We start from the raw sequence: 16,989 nt of genomic DNA, 5'->3' as shown, positions 1-16,989 counted from the left end.
AAACGTCCAGTCGTCTCCCAGGCGAAGGGGAAGCACACCGTGGCACGCATCGGTGACGGCGGCGATCTGCTCAAGTGCTCGTTCTGCGGCAAGAGCCAGAAGCAGGTCAAGAAGCTCATCGCAGGCCCTGGTGTGTACATCTGCGACGAGTGCATCGATCTCTGCAACGAGATCATCGAGGAAGAGCTCGCGGAGACCAGTGAGGTCCGCTGGGAGGAACTGCCCAAGCCGCGCGAGATCTACGAGTTCCTCGAGGGCTATGTGGTCGGCCAGGAAGCAGCCAAGAAGGCGCTCTCCGTCGCCGTCTACAACCACTACAAGCGCGTGCAGGCCGGCGAGAACGGCGGCGGTCAAAGCCGCGAGGACGCCATCGAGTTGGCGAAGTCCAACATCCTGCTGCTGGGCCCCACGGGCTCCGGCAAGACGCTGCTCGCCCAGACCTTGGCCCGCATGCTGAACGTCCCCTTCGCCATCGCGGACGCGACGGCGCTGACGGAGGCCGGCTATGTCGGCGAGGACGTCGAGAACATCCTGCTGAAGCTGATCCAGGCGGCCGACTACGACGTCAAGAAGGCCGAGACCGGGATCATCTACATCGATGAGATCGACAAGGTCGCGCGGAAGAGTGAAAATCCGTCGATCACCCGGGACGTGAGCGGCGAGGGCGTCCAGCAGGCCCTGCTGAAGATCCTGGAGGGCACCACGGCCTCGGTCCCGCCGCAGGGCGGCCGTAAGCACCCGCACCAGGAGTTCATCCAGATCGACACGACGAACGTCCTGTTCATCGTGGGCGGCGCGTTCGCGGGCCTGGAGAAGATCATCGAGTCCCGGGCCGGCGCCAAGGGCATCGGCTTCGGCGCGACGATCCGCTCCAAGCGCGAGCTGGAGGCCAAGGACCAGTTCGAGGACGTCATGCCGGAGGACCTGGTCAAGTTCGGCATGATCCCCGAGTTCATCGGCCGCCTCCCCGTCATCACCTCGGTCCACAACCTGGACCGCGAGGCCCTGCTCCAGATCCTGGTCGAGCCGCGCAACGCCCTCGTCAAGCAGTACCAGCGCCTCTTCGAACTCGACGGCGTGGAGCTGGACTTCGAGCGTGAGGCCCTGGAGGCCATCGCCGACCAGGCCATCCTCCGCCAGACCGGCGCGCGCGGCCTGCGCGCCATCATGGAGGAGGTCCTGATGTCGGTGATGTACGAGGTGCCGTCCCGCAAGGACGTCGCCCGGGTGGTCATCACGGCCGAGGTCGTCCAGTCGAACGTGAACCCGACGCTGATTCCGCGGGATGCGCGGGGGCGTGGGTCGGGGGAGCAGAAGACGGCGTAGGCAATCCCTGGACGTCGTGGGATCGGTGAGGCTCTGAGCCGGTGGCCGCGCCATTCTTACGGTTGATGCAAGCGGGAGGCCGCCCCGGCTGACTGTGCCACGGGCGGCCTCCCTATCTTCAGGTGTGAGCGGGACCTCTTACGCGTACCCGCAAGCTTTTTGAGTGTGGCTGTCCTTCACGCGAAGGGCACGGAGACCGCTGATGCACTTCGGGTCGGGCACGATCTGGCCCCAGATAACCTTGTGAGGCCAGCCGCAGGCCTCAGACGCCTTGGGTCCTACCTCGTACCCATAGTGGTTCAAGACGGCTATGCATTGCTGAGGGGTGGCGGACGCGGGCGCCGCCGTTGCCAATGGGGTGACCGTCCCCGCAATCACAAGCCCGGCTATGGTTAATGCTCGCTTGAGCACGCAGAATCCTTTCGATCATCATGCAAGATCATGGGCATGACAACCTATATGTGATCGATAGAACGTTCCATAGCGTTCGGGGGCTGGCACAGGCAGGGAGCCCTAGCAGGGTTTGCGGAGGACTCCCTCTTTGCGGCTGTGTTAGTTCGCGACACGGATCGTCTGGCGGACCTTCGTGGTGATGTCCACGGCGACGTCCTTGCTGATGCCCTGGGTGGCGTCACCCGGCGACACCATGGCGATCGTGCTGTAGTCGGCCCAAGCACAGAACCAGTCGGTCTTCTCCTTCTTGGTCATCAGATCCTGACCCTTGGCCGCCTGGCACTTCATGACCGCGCCGTCGAGGTCAACAGCCTCGGCCTCACCGATCAGTTCGGTCTTGCCCGCGCTGGAGGAGGACTCCTGGGACGACTTCTTGAAGTCGGTGAAGAACTTGTCGAGCGCCGCCTCGGGGTCAGCGATCTCGCCGTAGGCGCCGAAGTACGTGATGCCCTTCGCCGTCGCGAGCTCTGACAGGTCGGGCGTAGAGCTGGGGTCCTTGGGGTCGTAGCCGCTCAGGTCCGCAGTCGAGTAGACGCCGACCACGCTCTCACCGTCCTTGACGCCGCTCTTCTCCAGGTCCTCGGCGGTGCTATTGGCCCCACCGACTTCCTGTCCGGCCTTGGAGGCGCGCGTGTACTCGCCGAGCAGTTTCTCCGGCGTAGCCAGCTTGTGCGCCCCGTCGTCCTCGAGGCCGCCCGCGCCGCCGCTGCTGCCGCCCAGCACGAAGTACGCCCCCACGCCGATCGCGACCACGACGGCCACCGCGCCGATGATCAGGCCCGCCTTCTTACCACCGCCGCCCGGGGCCGGCGGCTGCGGCATGCCGTACTGGGGCTGCTGACCGTACTGGGGCTGCTGGCCGTAGGGGTTCGGCTGCTGGGGCGGGACGCCCGGGGGCTGCTGCGGGTAGCCGTAACCGGGCTGGGGCTGGGCCGGCGGGGCCTGCTGGGGGTAGCCGTAGCCGGGCTGGGGTGCCTGCGGCTGCTGGCCGTAGGGACCGGGCTGCTGAGGCTGCCCGCCGTACGGACCGGGCTGCTGGGGCTGCCCGCCGTACGGGCCCGGCTGGTTGTAGCTCATTTCTGGGTTCCCCTCCAGATGCTTATGTGTTCCTGACATCCTGGCCCAGACTCAGGCAACGCACGGCATCGGGGTGCCCACCGTTACAGAACAAAGGCGTTTCGGGACACGCCCGCGACACCCCTAAACTGAGCGGGTGACCGAGAACGCTCAGCAGCAGCCACCCGCGCCCGACACCGAACTGCCGACCCAGTACGCGCCGGCCGACGTAGAGGGGCCGCTGTACGAGCGCTGGGTGGAGCGGGGTTACTTCGAGGCGGACGCGAAGAGCGACAAGCCGCCGTACACCGTCGTCATCCCGCCGCCGAACGTCACCGGCAGCCTGCACCTCGGGCACGCCTTCGAGCACACCCTCATCGACGCCCTGACGCGTCGTAAGCGCATGCAGGGTCACGAGACGCTGTGGCAGCCCGGCATGGACCACGCCGGCATCGCCACGCAGAACGTCGTCGAGCGCGAGCTGGGGAAGGAAGGCAAGTCCCGGCACGACCTCGGGCGTGAGGCCTTCGTCGAGCGCGTCTGGCAGTGGAAGGGCGAGTCCGGCGGGCAGATCAGCGGCCAGATGCGCCGCCTCGGCGACGGCGTCGCCTGGTCCCGCGAGCGGTTCACCATGGACGAGGGCCTGTCCAAGGCCGTCCAGACCATCTTCAAGCGCCTCTACGACGACGAGCTGATCTACCGCGCCGAGCGCATCATCAACTGGTGCCCGCGCTGTCTGACGGCCATCTCGGACATCGAGGTCGAGTACCAGGACGACGACGGCGAGCTCGTCTCCATCCGGTACGGCGAGGGCGACGAAGCCATCGTCGTGGCGACGACCCGTGCCGAGACGATGCTCGGCGACACCGCGGTCGCCGTCCACCCCGACGACGAGCGGTACCGCCACCTCGTCGGCCGCGACATCGAGCTGCCGCTCACCGGCCGCCGTATCCCCGTCGTCGCCGACGAGTACGTCGACCCCGAGTTCGGCACCGGCGCCGTCAAGGTCACCCCGGCCCACGATCCGAACGACTTCGAGATCGGCCGGCGTCACGACCTGCCGTCCCTCACGGTGATGGACGAGCACGCCGTCATCACGGCCCACGGCCCCTTCCAGGGCCTGGACCGCCTCGAGGCCCGCTCTGCCATCGTCGCCGCGCTGCGCGCCGAGGGCCGGATCGTCGCCGAGAAGCGGCCTTACGTCCACTCCGTCGGCCACTGCTCGCGCTGCAAGACCACCATCGAGCCGCGTCTGTCCATGCAGTGGTGGGTCAAGGTCGGCCCGCTCGCCAAGGCGGCCGGTGACGCCGTCCGCGATGGCAAGGTCAAGATCCATCCGCAGGAGATGGAGAAGCGGTACTTCGACTGGGTCGACAACCTCCACGACTGGTGCATCTCGCGGCAGTTGTGGTGGGGGCACCGCATCCCGGTCTGGTACGGCCCGGAGGGTGAAGTCCTCTGCGTCGGCCCCGACGACGAGGTCCCCACCGGCGAGGGCTGGCACCAGGACACCGACGTCCTCGACACCTGGTTCTCCTCCGGCCTGTGGCCCTTCTCCACCCTCGGCTGGCCCGAACAGACCGACTCGCTCGCGAAGTTCTACCCGAACTCCGTCCTGGTCACCGGCTACGACATCCTCTTCTTCTGGGTCGCCCGGATGATGATGTTCGGCCTGTACGCGATGGACGGCACCCCGCCGTTCCACACCATCGCCCTGCACGGCATGGTCCGCGACCAGTTCGGCAAGAAGATGTCGAAGTCCTTCGGCAACGCGGTCAACCCGCTGGACTGGATGGACAAGTACGGCAGCGACGCGCTCCGCTTCACCCTGGCCCGCGGCGCCAACCCGGGCGTCGACGTCCCGATCGGCGAGGACTGGGTCCAGGGTTCCCGGAACTTCGCCAACAAGATCTGGAACGCCACCCGCTTCGCGCTGATGAACGGCGCCACTGTCGACGGCCCGCTTCCGGAGCCCTCGGCGATGTCGTCGACGGACCGCTGGATCCTGTCCCGCCTGAACTCCGTCGTCGCCGAAGTCGACGCGTACTACGAGGACTTCCAGTTCGCGAAGCTCTCCGACGCGCTCTTCCACTTCGCGTGGGACGAGGTCTTCGACTGGTACGTCGAGCTGTCCAAGACGACGTTCCAGGCGGGCGGCGAGCCGGCCGAGGTCTCCAAGCGCGTCCTCGGCGAGGTCCTCGACGTCACCCTCAAGCTGCTGCACCCGGTGGTCCCGTTCGTCACGGAGACGCTGTGGACCACGCTGACGGGCGGCGAGTCGATCGTGATCGCCGAGTGGCCGAAGGACAGCGGCTTCCGTGACGCCGGAGCCGAGCAGGAGATCGCCGTTCTCCAGCAGGTCACCACCGAGGTCCGCCGCTTCCGCGCCGACCAGGGCCTCCAGCCGGGCCAGCGCGTCCCGGCCCGCCTGACCCTCGACGGCACGGCCCTCGCCCCGCACGAGCCGGCCATCCGCCAGCTGCTGCGCCTGCAGCCGGAGGGCGAGTCCTTCACGGCCACGGCGACCCTGCCGGTGGCGGGCGCCGAGGTCGCGCTCGACCTCTCCGGCGTGATCGACGTCGCGGCCGAGCGCAAGCGCCTCGCGAAGGACCTCGCGGCGGCCGAGAAGGAGAAGGCCCAGGCGAACGCCAAACTCGGCAACGAGGCGTTCCTCGCGAAGGCCCCGGACAACGTCGTGGAGAAGATCCGCGGCCGCCTCGCGAAGGCGGACGAGGACATCGCGCGGATTGCCGCCCAGCTGGACCGCCTGCCGCAGGCATAGGCGGTTCCACGGCCATGATGCCCCCGGTGCTGTGCTGGCGCCGGGGGCCTGCGCGTACCTCAGGAGCGCGGGGCCGTATCGATATGCGGCTCCGCCGCGTGGGCGCGACCGGCCACAACGGACCGGTAGCCGCCCGGCAACCCAGGACACCCCACTCCATGGGCGCACTGTCAGTCGCCCTCCGTAGACTGGCCCCGTGAGCGACCAGAACGAGCCCGACCCCCTCGACCCCTTCGAAGAGATCATCGCGGCCGAGACCGACCGCGACCCGGATCTCGCGGTGATCGAGGCCGGCAGCCGCACCCTGCGCACCCAGGGCGGCCCGCCCAGCGCCGACGTGCCCGCACGCCCCGAGGACCCCGAGGTCGACAAGGCGCTGCGCGAGGTCGAGGCGGAGCTCGCCACCCGCTGGGGCGAGACCAAGCTGGAGCCGTCCGTCACCCGGATCGCCGCGCTCATGGACGTGCTGGGCGAGCCGCAGCGGGCGTACCCCTCCATCCACATCACCGGCACCAACGGCAAGACGTCGACGGCCCGCATGATCGAGGCCCTCCTCGGCGCCTTCGAGCTGCGCACCGGCCGCTACACCTCTCCGCACGTCCAGTCGATCACCGAGCGGATCAGCCTCGACGGTGCACCGATCTCGGCCGAGCGGTTCATCGAGACGTACCAGGACATCCGGCCGTACATCGAGATGGTCGACTCGCAGCAGGAGTACCGGCTGTCCTTCTTCGAGGTGCTGACCGGGATGGCGTACGCCGCCTTCGCCGACGCGCCCGTCGATGTGGCGGTCGTGGAAGTGGGGATGGGCGGCTCCTGGGACGCCACGAACGTCATCGACGGTGATGTCGCCGTCGTGACCCCCATAGACCTCGACCACACCGACCGGCTCGGCGGCACTCCGGGCGAGATCGCCGGTGAGAAGGCCGGGATCATCAAGCAGGACGCCACCGTGATCATGGCCCAGCAGCCGGTGGACGCGGCGCAGGTGCTGCTGAAGAAGGCCGTGGAGGTCGACGCCACCGTCGCACGCGAGGGCCTGGAGTTCGGGGTCGTGTCGCGTCAGGTCGCCGTCGGCGGGCAGTTGGCGACCCTGCGCGGTCTGGGCGGTGAGTACCCCGAGGTGTATCTGCCGCTGCACGGCGCGCACCAGGCGCACAACGCCGCCGTCGCCCTCGCCGCCGTGGAGGCCTTCTTCGGCGTCGGCGCCGCGCGGGCCGAGCCGCTGGACATCGACACGGTCCGCAAGGCGTTCGCGGCCGTCTCCTCCCCGGGCCGTATGGAGGTCGTACGGCGCTCGCCGACCGTCGTGCTCGATGCCGCCCACAACCCGGCCGGCGCGCGGGCGACCGCCGAGGCGATCGGGGAGGCCTTCGACTTCAGCCGGCTGATCGGGGTCGTCGGCGCGAGCGCCGACAAGAACGTGCGGGAGCTGCTGGAGGCCTTCGAGCCGATCTTCGCCGAGATCGTCGTCACGCAGAACTCCTCCCACCGCGCCATGGACGCCGACGAACTGGCCGGCCTCGCCGTCGAGGTGTTCGGCGACGACCGCGTGCAGGTCGAACCGCGGCTGCCGGACGCCCTGGAGGCCGCGATCACGCTGGCCGAGGAGGAGGGCGAGTTCGCCGGCGGCGGTGTGCTCGTCACCGGGTCCGTCATCACGGTCGGCGAAGCCCGGCTGCTGCTGGGGAAGGGCTGAGTCCGAAGATGCGTACGCTCTGTTCCTCGACCCTGATCGGCGAGTTCTTCGTCATCGGCTTCGCCGGTCTGGTCGCCATGAAGGATCCCGACCTGTCCATGTCGACGGTGTGGACGGTCAGCGGGATCGCGATGTTCCTGTGCCTGCTGCTGTGCGGCCTGGTGACCCGGCCCGGCGGTGTCGCCCTCGGCTGGGCCCTGCAGATCGCCCTCATCGCGTCCGGCTTCATCGTCCCGACGATGTTCTTCCTGGGCGCGGTGTTCGCGGCGCTGTGGTGGGCTTCGGTGCACTACGGCAGAAAGGTCGACGAGGCGAAGGCGCGCTTTGCGGCGCAAGGGGACAAAACCAGCCCTTCCGGAGCCTGAGGACGAGGCCGGCGAGGTCGATCCAGGCCCTGGGGGACAGCCCTCGGGGCCGGCGACCTGCACAGGCTGACACTCCGTGACTAGCGCCCAGCTCAGCCCTGTAACCTCGTCCCACCGCACACCTGTAGGTAATAAGGAGCTCGTCGTGACCCAGCGCACCCTCGTCCTGCTCAAGCCCGACGCAGTCCGCCGTGGCCTGACCGGCGAGATCATCGGCCGGATCGAGCGCAAGGCCGGCTGGCAGATCACCGCGCTGGAGCTGCGCACCCTGGACCAGGAGACCCTGGAGCAGCACTACGGCGAGCACAAGGGCAAGCCCTTCTATGAGCCGTTGGTGGAGTTCATGGCTTCCGGCCCGGTCGTTGCCCTGATCGTCGAGGGTGAGCGGGTCATCGAGGGGCTGCGCGCGCTGGCCGGTCCGACCGACCCGATCGCCGCGGCGCCCGGCTCCATCCGCGGTGACTTCGGCGTGATCGTCCGCGAGAACCTCATCCACGCCTCGGACTCCGAGGAGTCCGCGGAGCGCGAGGTGAAGATCTTCTTCCCGGGCCGCGCCTGACCCCCACAACCGGCCCGAACTGGGGCGGTCGAAGAAACCCGGCCGCCCAGTGGCATATGCGTGGCGATCGAGGGAACGAGTGCCCCCGATGGCCCGTCTCCACAAGCGAGGCGACTCGCCATCTGCTGACAATGGCGAAGACCCTCCCGCAGTGTTCGCGAAGGCGCGTCTACGATAGAAGCCTTCACGTCACAGCACCCACTTCGCCGACCTGAAAAGCCATCAAAAGCTCCCAGGAAGGCCAGACGAATCCTGATGGGGAACTCAATGTCGTTCATCGGCCGTGACATGGCTGTCGACCTCGGGACCGCCAACACGCTGGTGTACGTCAGGGGTCGCGGGATCGTACTCAACGAGCCGTCCGTCGTCGCGATCAACACCAACACCGGTGGCATTCTCGCGGTCGGCGCCGAAGCGAAGAAGATGATCGGGCGCACGCCCGGCAACATCGTTGCCGTACGTCCGCTGAAGGACGGCGTCATCGCCGACTTCGAGATCACCGAGCGGATGCTCCGCTACTTCATCCTGAAGATCCACAAGCGGCGGTATCTGGCTCGTCCGCGGGTCGTCGTCTGTGTGCCCTCCGGCATCACGGGTGTCGAGCGCCGTGCCGTCATCGAGGCGTCGTCCCAGGCCGGCGCCCGCCAGGTGCACATCATCGAGGAGCCCATGGCCGCGGCCATCGGCTCCGGCCTGCCGGTCCACGAGGCCACGGGCAACATGGTGGTCGACATCGGCGGCGGCACCACGGAGGTCGCGGTCATCTCCCTCGGCGGCATCGTCACCGCCCAGTCCATCCGCGTCGCGGGCGACGAACTGGACAACGCCATCATCCAGCACATCAAGAAGGAGTACTCCCTTCTGCTGGGTGAGCGGACGGCCGAGCAGATCAAGATCACGATCGGTTCGGCGTACGACCTCGATGCTGACGAACACACCGAAATCCGCGGCCGGGATCTCGTCTCCGGGCTGCCGAAGACCGTCGTCATCTCAGCGGCCGAAGTGCGCAAGGCCATCGAGGAACCGGTCAACGCGATCGTGGACGCCGTGAAGACGACCCTCGACAAGTGCCCGCCGGAGCTGTCCGGCGACATCATGGACCGAGGAATCGTTCTGACCGGCGGCGGCGCCCTGCTGCGTGGCCTGGACGAGCGGCTGCGCCGCGAGACCGGTATGCCGATCCACATCGCCGAGGACCCGCTGGACAGCGTGGCGCTCGGCTCCGGCAAGTGCGTCGAGGAGTTCGAGGCGTTGCAGCAGGTGCTGGACGCCCAGCCGCGCAGATGACGTAACTCTTCGATTCCGCCGTACGGGATGATCTCCTCTCGTACGGCGGATCGTTGATATAGAGGCATAAGCTCCCTGAAGAGCCTCGAAACTTCGAACCTTCGGACTTCGGTACTACGGCACTTCGCTGGGAACCTCCGCATACAAGCCCCACATACAAGCTCCGCTTACAAGTTCGTAGCCAAACTCCGCATAGGGAGCCCCTCGGGTTTGCCGGGGGTTTCCCGAATTCCTACTGAGGAAGGGCACGGCCGCCGCACGTGAGGGACACACGAGAGAGCCGGCTGCTCCTGGTGCTGCTGATCGCCATCGCGTTCGCGCTGATCACGGTGGACATCCGCGGCGGTGAGGATTCGCCGGTCGACGGTGCCCGCCATGCCGCCGCCACGGTCTTCGGCCCGATCGAGGACGGCGTGTCAGCCGCGGTGAACCCGGTCGGCAACGCGGTCGCCGCGATCCGCGACTCCGGCGAGCGCCACGACCGGCTCGCCCGGCTGGAGCAGGAGAACGCCGCTCTCAAGGCCAAGCTCGGCAGCGACGACCGCAACCGCAGCCGTCTGAAGCAGCTGGACAAGGTGCTGAAGGTCGCGGGCGCAGGCCAGTACGGCATCAAGGGCGCGGAGGTCATCGCGATAGGAGCGGCCCAGGGCTTCTCCTGGACGATCACCATCGACGTCGGCGTGAACGACGGCATCCAGCGCGACATGACCGTCCTGAACGGGGACGGGCTGGTCGGGCGGGTCACGACCGTCGGCCCGAACACCGCGACCGTGCTCCTCGCCAACGACCCCGACTTCACCGTCGGCACCCGCATGGAGTCCAGCGACGAGCTCGGCTTCGCCTCCGGACAGGGCGACCGTCCGCTGCGCGTCGAACTCCTCAACGGCAAGGCCGAGGTGAAGAAGGGCGACCGGCTCGTGACCTTCGGCTCGCAGGCCGACAAGCCGTTCGTGCCCGGCGTCCCCGTCGGCGTGGTCTCCCGCGTCGACCCGTCCGGGGGAAACCTGACCCGCACCCTGTATGTCACGCCGTACGTCGGCTTCAGCAAGCTCGACATCGTCGGCGTCGTCGTCCAGGCCCCCGCGAAGGACCCGCGCGACACGGTGCTCCCCGACAAGCCCGAGCCGACCCCCACGCCGACCGTGACGGTCACCGTCACGCCGGGCGCCGAGGACCCGGCCGACGGACAGAACCAGCCGCAGGCGGATGGTCAGGACCAGCCGCAGGCCGACGGCCAGAATCAACCTGGGGCCGACGGCCGGAACCAGTACGAGCAAGACGTGTACGAGCAAGAGCAGTAGGAGCTGAAGCCAGATGCGCGTCAACCGAGTCCTGCTCTCCTCCTCCCTGGTCGTCGTCGCCCTGGTGATCCAGGTCAGCGTCCTGGCCCGCCTTCACCTCCCGGGCGCCGTCCCCGATCTGCTGCTGCTCACCGTCCTGGGCCTCGCCATGGTGTACGGCCATGTCGGCGGCGCCCTCGTCGGCTTCGGCGCCGGTCTGCTCGCCGACCTCGTTCCGCCCGCCGACCATGCCGCCGGCCGCTATGCGCTGGTGCTGTGCGTCATCGGCTATCTCGCCGGGCTCATCAAGCCGGACCACGGCCGGCTCAAATCGGCCACCGGGCCGATGGTCGTCGTGGTCGTCGCCGCGGTCGGCTCGACACTGCTGTACGCCGGTGTCGGCGCCCTCGTCGGAGACACCGCCGCCCGCCATGTCGGCCTCGGCAGTCTGCTGTTCACGGCCGCGCTCTACGACCTGCTGCTCGCCCCCTTCGTCGTCCCGGGGATCATGGCGCTGGCCAGGCGCGCGGAGAACGATCCGCTCGCCGACACCAAGTCCCAGGCGAAGAAGGCCGACATCTCCACCGGCTGGCTCTCCGGCGGCACCGGCCTGCGCATCGGCGGCCAGCGCGGCGGGATGGGGGGCCTGAAGGGCGGACTCAAGGGCGGGCTGAAGGTGAAGGCGGTGCGGGCGCGGACGGCACGCGCCGGGCGCATCAAGGGGGTCAAGCGGCTGTGAGGGCAGGGGAGTTCACCCGGACGGGTGAGTCCAGGAGGAACCGGGCCCCGCGGGCCGGACGTTCATCACTCGTACCCGCAGTCGTAGGCGGCGTCGTGCACAGAGTCGTAGACACACAGTCGTATCCGCACTGGTTCTCGTACTGAGAGGGGGAGGCAGCCGCAGTGAGCAACATCCCCGAGACCGGCCGCACGCCACGCGTCCAGATCCGGCTCGTAGTCATCCAGATCCTCGTCCTCTCCCTCCTGGGCACCCTCGGCGGCCGCCTGTGGTACCTGCAGATCCGCGAGGGCGACGCGTACGCCAAGGAGGCGTCCGGCAACCACGTCCAGCAGGTCGTGCAGCCCGCCGTGCGCGGCTCCATCCTGGACGCGCGCGGAGTGCCTCTCGCGGACAACGAGACGCGGCTGGTGGTCTCCGCCTCCCGCACCGATCTGCTGAAGATGAAGGACGACGGCAAGGGCGTCCTCACCAAGCTGGCCAAAGTGCTCGGCATGAAGACCGAGGACGTGATGGGCAAGGTCCGGCTGTGCGACGCCGAGACCCCGCAGCCCTGCTGGAACGGCTCGCCGTACCAGCCGATCCCCATCACCGACGAGGCCACGCCCAAGCAGGCCCTGCAGATCCGTGAGCGCGCCGAGGACTTCCCCGGCATCACCGCCGAGCCGCAGGCCCTGCGCCGCTACCCGAGCCCCGGCAACTCCAACACCGCCCAGGTCCTCGGCTATCTCTCCCCGGTCACCGACGAGGAGCTCCAGCAGGCCCAGGACACCGACTCGCCGTACCTGCGTTCCGACCAGGTCGGCCGCTCCGGCCTGGAGCGGGAGTACGACAAGCAGCTGCGCGGCAAGGCCGGCGTCACCCGCTACGAGGTCGACAACCTCGGCCGGGTCATCGGCCAGGCCAAGGCGGACGCCGCCGAGCCCGGGGCCAACCTCGTCACCAGCATCGACGCCCGCGTGCAGCGGGTCGCCGAGTACGAGCTGAACGAGGCGATGAAGCAAGCCCGCAAGGAGTGGGACCGCAACACCAACGAGCAGTACAAGGCCGACTCGGGCGCGGTCGTGGTGATGGAGGCCAAGACCGGCCGCGTCGTCGCCATGGCGTCCAACCCGTCGTACGACCCGAACGCCTGGGTCGGCGGCATCTCGGCCAAGGACTACAAGACGCTGACGGGCAAGGCCTCCAACTACCCGCTGCTCAACCGGGCGATCCAGGGCCAGTCGGCCCCCGGCTCCATCTTCAAGGTCGTCCCGACGGCCGCCGCGGTCAACGCGGGCTACTCCTTCAACGGCCCGTACCAATGCTCCAGCTCGTACGCGATCGGCGGCCAGGTCTTCAAGAACTTCGAGTCCAAGGGGTACGGCCCGATCAGCCTCGGCCGCGCCCTGGAGGTCTCCTGCGACACCGTCTTCTACCGCCTCTCCCACGAGGAGTGGAAGCGGGACGGCGGCACCAAGCCGAAGAAGAACGCGGGCGACTGGTTCTACAAGACCGCCCACCAGTTCGGCCTCGGCGCGGAGACCGGCATCGACCTCCCCAACGAGGTCACCGGCCGCATCCCGGACCGCCAGTGGAAGCAGGACTACTGGAAGGCCAACAAGGACGCCTGGTGCAAGTACGGCAAGAGGGATGGCAGCTACGCCGAGAAGATCGCCTACGAGAACTGCCTCGAAGGCAACCGGCTGCGCGCCGGTGACTCCGTCAACTACTCCATCGGACAGGGCGACACCCTCGTCACCCCCATCCAGATGGCGACCATCTACTCCGCCATCTCCAACGGCGGCACCCTCTACGACCCCACGGTCGGCAAGGCCGTCGTCAGCCCCGACGGCAAGACCGTCGAGGAGATCAAGCCCAAGTCACACGGCAAGCTGCCCATAAGCAAGCAGACGCTGGCCGCGATGGACGACGCCCTCGCCGGCGTCGCCACCCGTGGTACCGCCGCCTGGCGGTTCGCGGACGTCGGCTGGCCACAGGACAAGATCCCGATGCACGCCAAGACCGGTACCGCCGAGGTCTACGGCAAGCAGACGACCTCGTGGTTCGCGACGTACACCAAGGACTACTCGGTCGTCATGACGATCTCCCAGGGTGGTACGGGTTCCGGCGCCTCGGGTCCGGCCGTGCGCAACATCTACGACGCGCTGTACGGCGTCGCCGACGACGGCGCGATCAACAAGAAGAACGCGCTGCTGCCCGCCCCGGAGAAGAACCTGCCGAAGGTCCGCACCGACGGCACCATCGCCTCGCCGAAGGTCTCCAAGGACCCGGCGAAGGAGCAGCGGGCCGGTCAGAAGGGCGAGGCCGAGCAGGACGAGCAGCAACTCGCCGGGACGGTCGCGCCGCCGACGACCGAGAACCGGGACACCCGGCGCAGACGACGCAGGGGCCGCGGGCGCGGAAGCCGGAGGATGCTCACATGACCGGCGCCAACAGTTTCCAGGTCTCCGGGTACGGGCCCGAGCGGGCAGGCTGGACCCGCCTGTTCGCGCGCGACTCGCTCGCCCGCCGGCTGGACTGGCCGATACTGCTGGCCGCGATCGCCCTGTCGCTGATCGGCTCGATCCTCGTCTTCTCGGCGACACGCAACCGCACCGAGCTCAACCAGGGCGACCAGTACTACTTCCTGATCCGGCACATCCTGAACACCGGGATCGGGATCGCGCTGATGATCGGCACCGTGTGGCTGGGGCACCGCACCCTGCGCACGGCCGTGCCGATCCTCTACGGCGTCTCGGTGTTCCTGATCCTGCTGGTGCTCACCCCGCTCGGCTCCACGATCAACGGCGCCCACTCCTGGATCAAGCTCCCCGGCGGCTTCTCGCTCCAGCCCTCGGAGTTCGTGAAGGTCACGATCATCCTGGGCATGGCGATGCTGCTGGCGACAAGAGTGGACGCGGGGGACAAGCAGTACCCGGACCACCGCACGGTCGTGCAGGCGCTCGGCCTGGCCGCCGTGCCGATGCTGATCGTGCTGCTCATGCCCGACCTCGGCTCGGTCATGGTGATGGTGGTGATCGTGCTGGGCGTGCTGCTCGCGTCCGGTGCCTCCAACCGCTGGGTCTTCGGGCTGATCGGTGCGGGCACCATGGGAGCGATCGCGGTCTGGCAGCTGGGCGTCCTGGACGACTACCAGATCGCCCGCTTCGCGGCCTTCGCCAACCCGGAGCTCGACCCGGCGGGCGTCGGCTACAACACCAATCAGGCGCGCATCGCGATCGGTTCCGGCGGGCTCATGGGCGCCGGGCTGTTCCACGGCTCGCAGACGACCGGCCAGTTCGTGCCGGAGCAGCAGACCGACTTCGTGTTCACCGTGGCGGGGGAGGAGCTGGGCTTCCTCGGCGGCGGGCTGATCATCGTCCTCCTCGGCGTGATCCTGTGGCGGGCCTGCCGTATCGCCCGCGAGACCACCGAGCTGTACGGGACGATCGTCGCTGCGGGGATCGTGGCGTGGTTCGCCTTCCAGGCGTTCGAGAACGTCGGGATGACGCTGGGAATCATGCCGGTGACCGGTCTGCCGCTGCCGTTCGTGTCGTACGGAGGGTCGTCGATGTTCGCGGTCTGGGTGGCGGTGGGGTTGCTGCAGTCGATCCGGGTGCAACGTCCTTTGTCGGCGTGAGCATTGGGCTGGGCCGATGCGGGCCGGGGCGGACTGATGGGGCCCGGTGCGGTGTCGTATCGGGCTGCGGTGGTCGGCCGAATGGGCGCCGTGCCGTCGCCATGGCCGGCGCGGCAGTGCCCTCGCCCGTCGCCGGGGCGCGGCGGTGCCCCAGTCGGCCGCCCGGTTTCCAGCCGCAGCATTGGAGTCCATCAGCCCGTTTCCCAGCCGCCGCCCCCCGTTGTCCTGGCGTTCATGACTGGTAAGCCCTGTCATCGCGTCGTGACTGCGATTAGATTCAGGGCATGGCGGACACGAAGCGCGAAATCGAGCGGAAGTATGAATCCGACGAGAGCGGCCTGCCCGACCTGACCGGGGTCGCCGGGGTCGATGCCGTGATCGACAAGGGCGTAGCGCACTTGGACGCCACCTATTACGACACCGCGGACGAGCGCCTCGCCACGTCCTCGATCACTCTGCGACGCCGGACGGGCGGGGCCGACGCGGGCTGGCATCTGAAGTTCCCCGTGGCCCCCGGCGTGCGGGACGAGGTCCAGTCGCCGCTGTCCGACACGCTGCCCGACACCCTTGCCGGGCTCGTCCGCTCCCGGGTGCGGGGAACCGACCTGGTGCCCATGGTCCGGCTGCGCTCCGAGCGTGATGTGCGGCATCTCGTGGACGCCGACGGCGGGCTGCTTGCGGAGGTCAGTGTGGACGCCGTGCAGGCCGACCGCCTCGAAGGTGGCAGCGGTACCGCGCAGTGGACCGAGATCGAGGTGGAGTTGGCCGACGGCGTGGACCCGGTGCTGCTCGACAAGGTGGAGAAGCGACTGCGCAAGGCCGGGGTTCGGCCGTCGAAGTCGGCGTCGAAGCTCGCGCGCGCCCTGGCCGAGACCGCCCCGCAGAAGCTCGCCCCCGTATCCGTCGAGGACCCCGTGACCGCCGGCGACCACGTGCTCGCGTACGTCCGCGCCCAGCGCGACGCGATCGTCGAGCTCGACCCCGCCGTGCGCCAGGACGTCGAGGACTCCGTGCACAGCATGCGCGTCGCCACCCGCCGGATGCGCAGCACCTTCAAATCCTTCGGCAAGGTCCTGGACCGGGCGGTCACCGACCCGATCGGCGACGAGCTGAAGTGGCTCGCCGGCGAGCTGGGCGTGGACCGGGACCGCGAGGTGCTGAACGAACGTCTGTCGCTGGCCCTCGACGAGGTCCCCCAGGGCCTGGTCTACGGTCCCGTCGCCGAGCGGCTGAGTCACTGGGCGGGGGACAGGCCCGGCGGGGCGAGCAGCCGGCTGATCGGAGTCCTCGACTCCCATCGCTACCTGGCCCTGCTCGACACCATGGACGGCCTGCTCGCCGACCCGCCGCTGCTGAAGGCGGCCGGGAAGGCGCCCGGGAACGCGCTGCCGACGGCCGTGCGGAAGGACTTCGGCAAGGTGTCCGCGCTTGTCGAGCGGGCTCTGGAGGTGGAGCCCGGCAGCGATCGTGACGTCGCCATCCACGAGGCCCGCAAGAAGACCAAGCGCACCCGCTACGCGGCGGAGGCGGCCGTTCCGGCGCTCGGCAAGCCGGCCAAGGGCCTGGTCAAGACCATGAAGTCACTGCAGAACCTGCTCGGCGAGCACCAGGACAGCGTCATGGCCCGCCAGACCCTGTGCGAGCTGTCCGCGGTCGCGCACGGGGCAGGAGAGAGCGCCTTCACCTACGGGCTGCTGTACGGGCGCGAGGAGCAGCGGGCGGCGGCCGTGGAGGACCAGCTGCCCGGAGTCTGGGACGGGATCAAGGACGGGGCGGACGTCCTCTGAGCCCTGGGACGTGCTGGGGGTGTCCGCGTTCGCG

Annotated in this window: 12 protein-coding genes; 11 read left to right on the top strand and 1 reads right to left on the bottom strand. The window is 68.7% G+C overall.

Annotated elements, in window-relative coordinates:
* Positions 1–39 precede the first annotated feature (39 nt).
* Entirely contained in the window at positions 40–1,326 is a 1,287-nt protein-coding gene (gene clpX / locus ACZ7M7_RS05335; protein WP_383613191.1) for an ATP-dependent Clp protease ATP-binding subunit ClpX, read from the top strand.
* A 552-nt stretch (positions 1,327–1,878) separates the two neighbouring features.
* Here the strand turns inward: clpX and ACZ7M7_RS05330 are convergent.
* Positions 1,879–2,856, bottom strand: a complete 978-nt coding sequence (locus tag ACZ7M7_RS05330; RefSeq protein ID WP_472112946.1) for a hypothetical protein — start codon at positions 2,854–2,856, stop codon at positions 1,879–1,881.
* Between the two features lie 136 nt (positions 2,857–2,992).
* On the opposite strand from ACZ7M7_RS05330, the gene ACZ7M7_RS05325 reads away from it, so the two are divergent.
* The 10 genes from ACZ7M7_RS05325 (at position 2,993) to ACZ7M7_RS05280 (ending at position 16,955) form a co-directional block, all read left to right on the top strand.
* Positions 2,993–5,617 (top strand): valine--tRNA ligase, encoded by a 2,625-nt coding sequence (locus tag ACZ7M7_RS05325; RefSeq protein ID WP_472112943.1) that lies wholly within the window; start codon positions 2,993–2,995, stop codon positions 5,615–5,617.
* 196 nt (positions 5,618–5,813) lie between these two features.
* Positions 5,814–7,316, top strand: coding sequence for a bifunctional tetrahydrofolate synthase/dihydrofolate synthase (gene folC, locus ACZ7M7_RS05320; RefSeq protein ID WP_383613182.1), 1,503 nt, complete (start codon positions 5,814–5,816; stop codon positions 7,314–7,316).
* Between the two features lie 8 nt (positions 7,317–7,324).
* On the top strand, positions 7,325–7,681 hold the full coding sequence (locus ACZ7M7_RS05315) for a DUF4233 domain-containing protein (protein WP_328881654.1): 357 nt from the start codon (positions 7,325–7,327) through the stop codon (positions 7,679–7,681).
* A 145-nt stretch (positions 7,682–7,826) separates the two neighbouring features.
* Entirely contained in the window at positions 7,827–8,240 is a 414-nt protein-coding gene (gene ndk, locus ACZ7M7_RS05310; RefSeq protein WP_383613178.1) for a nucleoside-diphosphate kinase, read from the top strand.
* A gap of 267 nt (positions 8,241–8,507) precedes the next feature.
* Positions 8,508–9,527, top strand: coding sequence for a rod shape-determining protein (locus ACZ7M7_RS05305; protein WP_004931372.1), 1,020 nt, complete (start codon positions 8,508–8,510; stop codon positions 9,525–9,527).
* A 260-nt stretch (positions 9,528–9,787) separates the two neighbouring features.
* Positions 9,788–10,828 (top strand): rod shape-determining protein MreC, encoded by a 1,041-nt coding sequence (gene mreC / locus ACZ7M7_RS05300; RefSeq protein ID WP_472112938.1) that lies wholly within the window; start codon positions 9,788–9,790, stop codon positions 10,826–10,828.
* Positions 10,829–10,841: 13 nt separating this feature from the next.
* Positions 10,842–11,546, top strand: coding sequence for a rod shape-determining protein MreD (mreD, locus tag ACZ7M7_RS05295; protein WP_383624742.1), 705 nt, complete (start codon positions 10,842–10,844; stop codon positions 11,544–11,546).
* Between the two features lie 164 nt (positions 11,547–11,710).
* On the top strand, positions 11,711–13,972 hold the full coding sequence (mrdA, locus tag ACZ7M7_RS05290; RefSeq protein ID WP_472112935.1) for a penicillin-binding protein 2: 2,262 nt from the start codon (positions 11,711–11,713) through the stop codon (positions 13,970–13,972).
* Positions 13,969–15,168, top strand: a complete 1,200-nt coding sequence (gene rodA, locus ACZ7M7_RS05285) for a rod shape-determining protein RodA (protein WP_383624736.1) — start codon at positions 13,969–13,971, stop codon at positions 15,166–15,168. The genes mrdA and rodA overlap by 4 nt, the downstream gene beginning before the upstream one ends.
* Before the next feature lie 284 nt (positions 15,169–15,452).
* On the top strand, positions 15,453–16,955 hold the full coding sequence (locus ACZ7M7_RS05280; RefSeq protein WP_472112932.1) for a CYTH and CHAD domain-containing protein: 1,503 nt from the start codon (positions 15,453–15,455) through the stop codon (positions 16,953–16,955).
* Positions 16,956–16,989: the final 34 nt, after the last annotated feature.

Source organism: Streptomyces sp. NPDC111606, from assembly GCF_055656945.1.
This window is presented reverse-complemented; position numbering and strand designations above follow the sequence as displayed.

Excerpts from the sequence above, each read along its gene's own strand:
- ACZ7M7_RS05330 (WP_472112946.1), bottom strand. The coding sequence starts at position 2,856 with ATGAGCTACAACCAGCCGGGCCCGTACGGCGGGCAGCCCCAGCAGCCC.
- ACZ7M7_RS05315 (WP_328881654.1), top strand. The coding sequence starts at position 7,325 with ATGCGTACGCTCTGTTCCTCGACCCTGATCGGCGAGTTCTTCGTCATC.
- ACZ7M7_RS05305 (WP_004931372.1), top strand. The coding sequence starts at position 8,508 with ATGTCGTTCATCGGCCGTGACATGGCTGTCGACCTCGGGACCGCCAAC.
- mreD (WP_383624742.1), top strand. The coding sequence starts at position 10,842 with ATGCGCGTCAACCGAGTCCTGCTCTCCTCCTCCCTGGTCGTCGTCGCC.
- rodA (WP_383624736.1), top strand. The coding sequence starts at position 13,969 with ATGACCGGCGCCAACAGTTTCCAGGTCTCCGGGTACGGGCCCGAGCGG.
- ACZ7M7_RS05280 (WP_472112932.1), top strand. The coding sequence starts at position 15,453 with ATGGCGGACACGAAGCGCGAAATCGAGCGGAAGTATGAATCCGACGAG.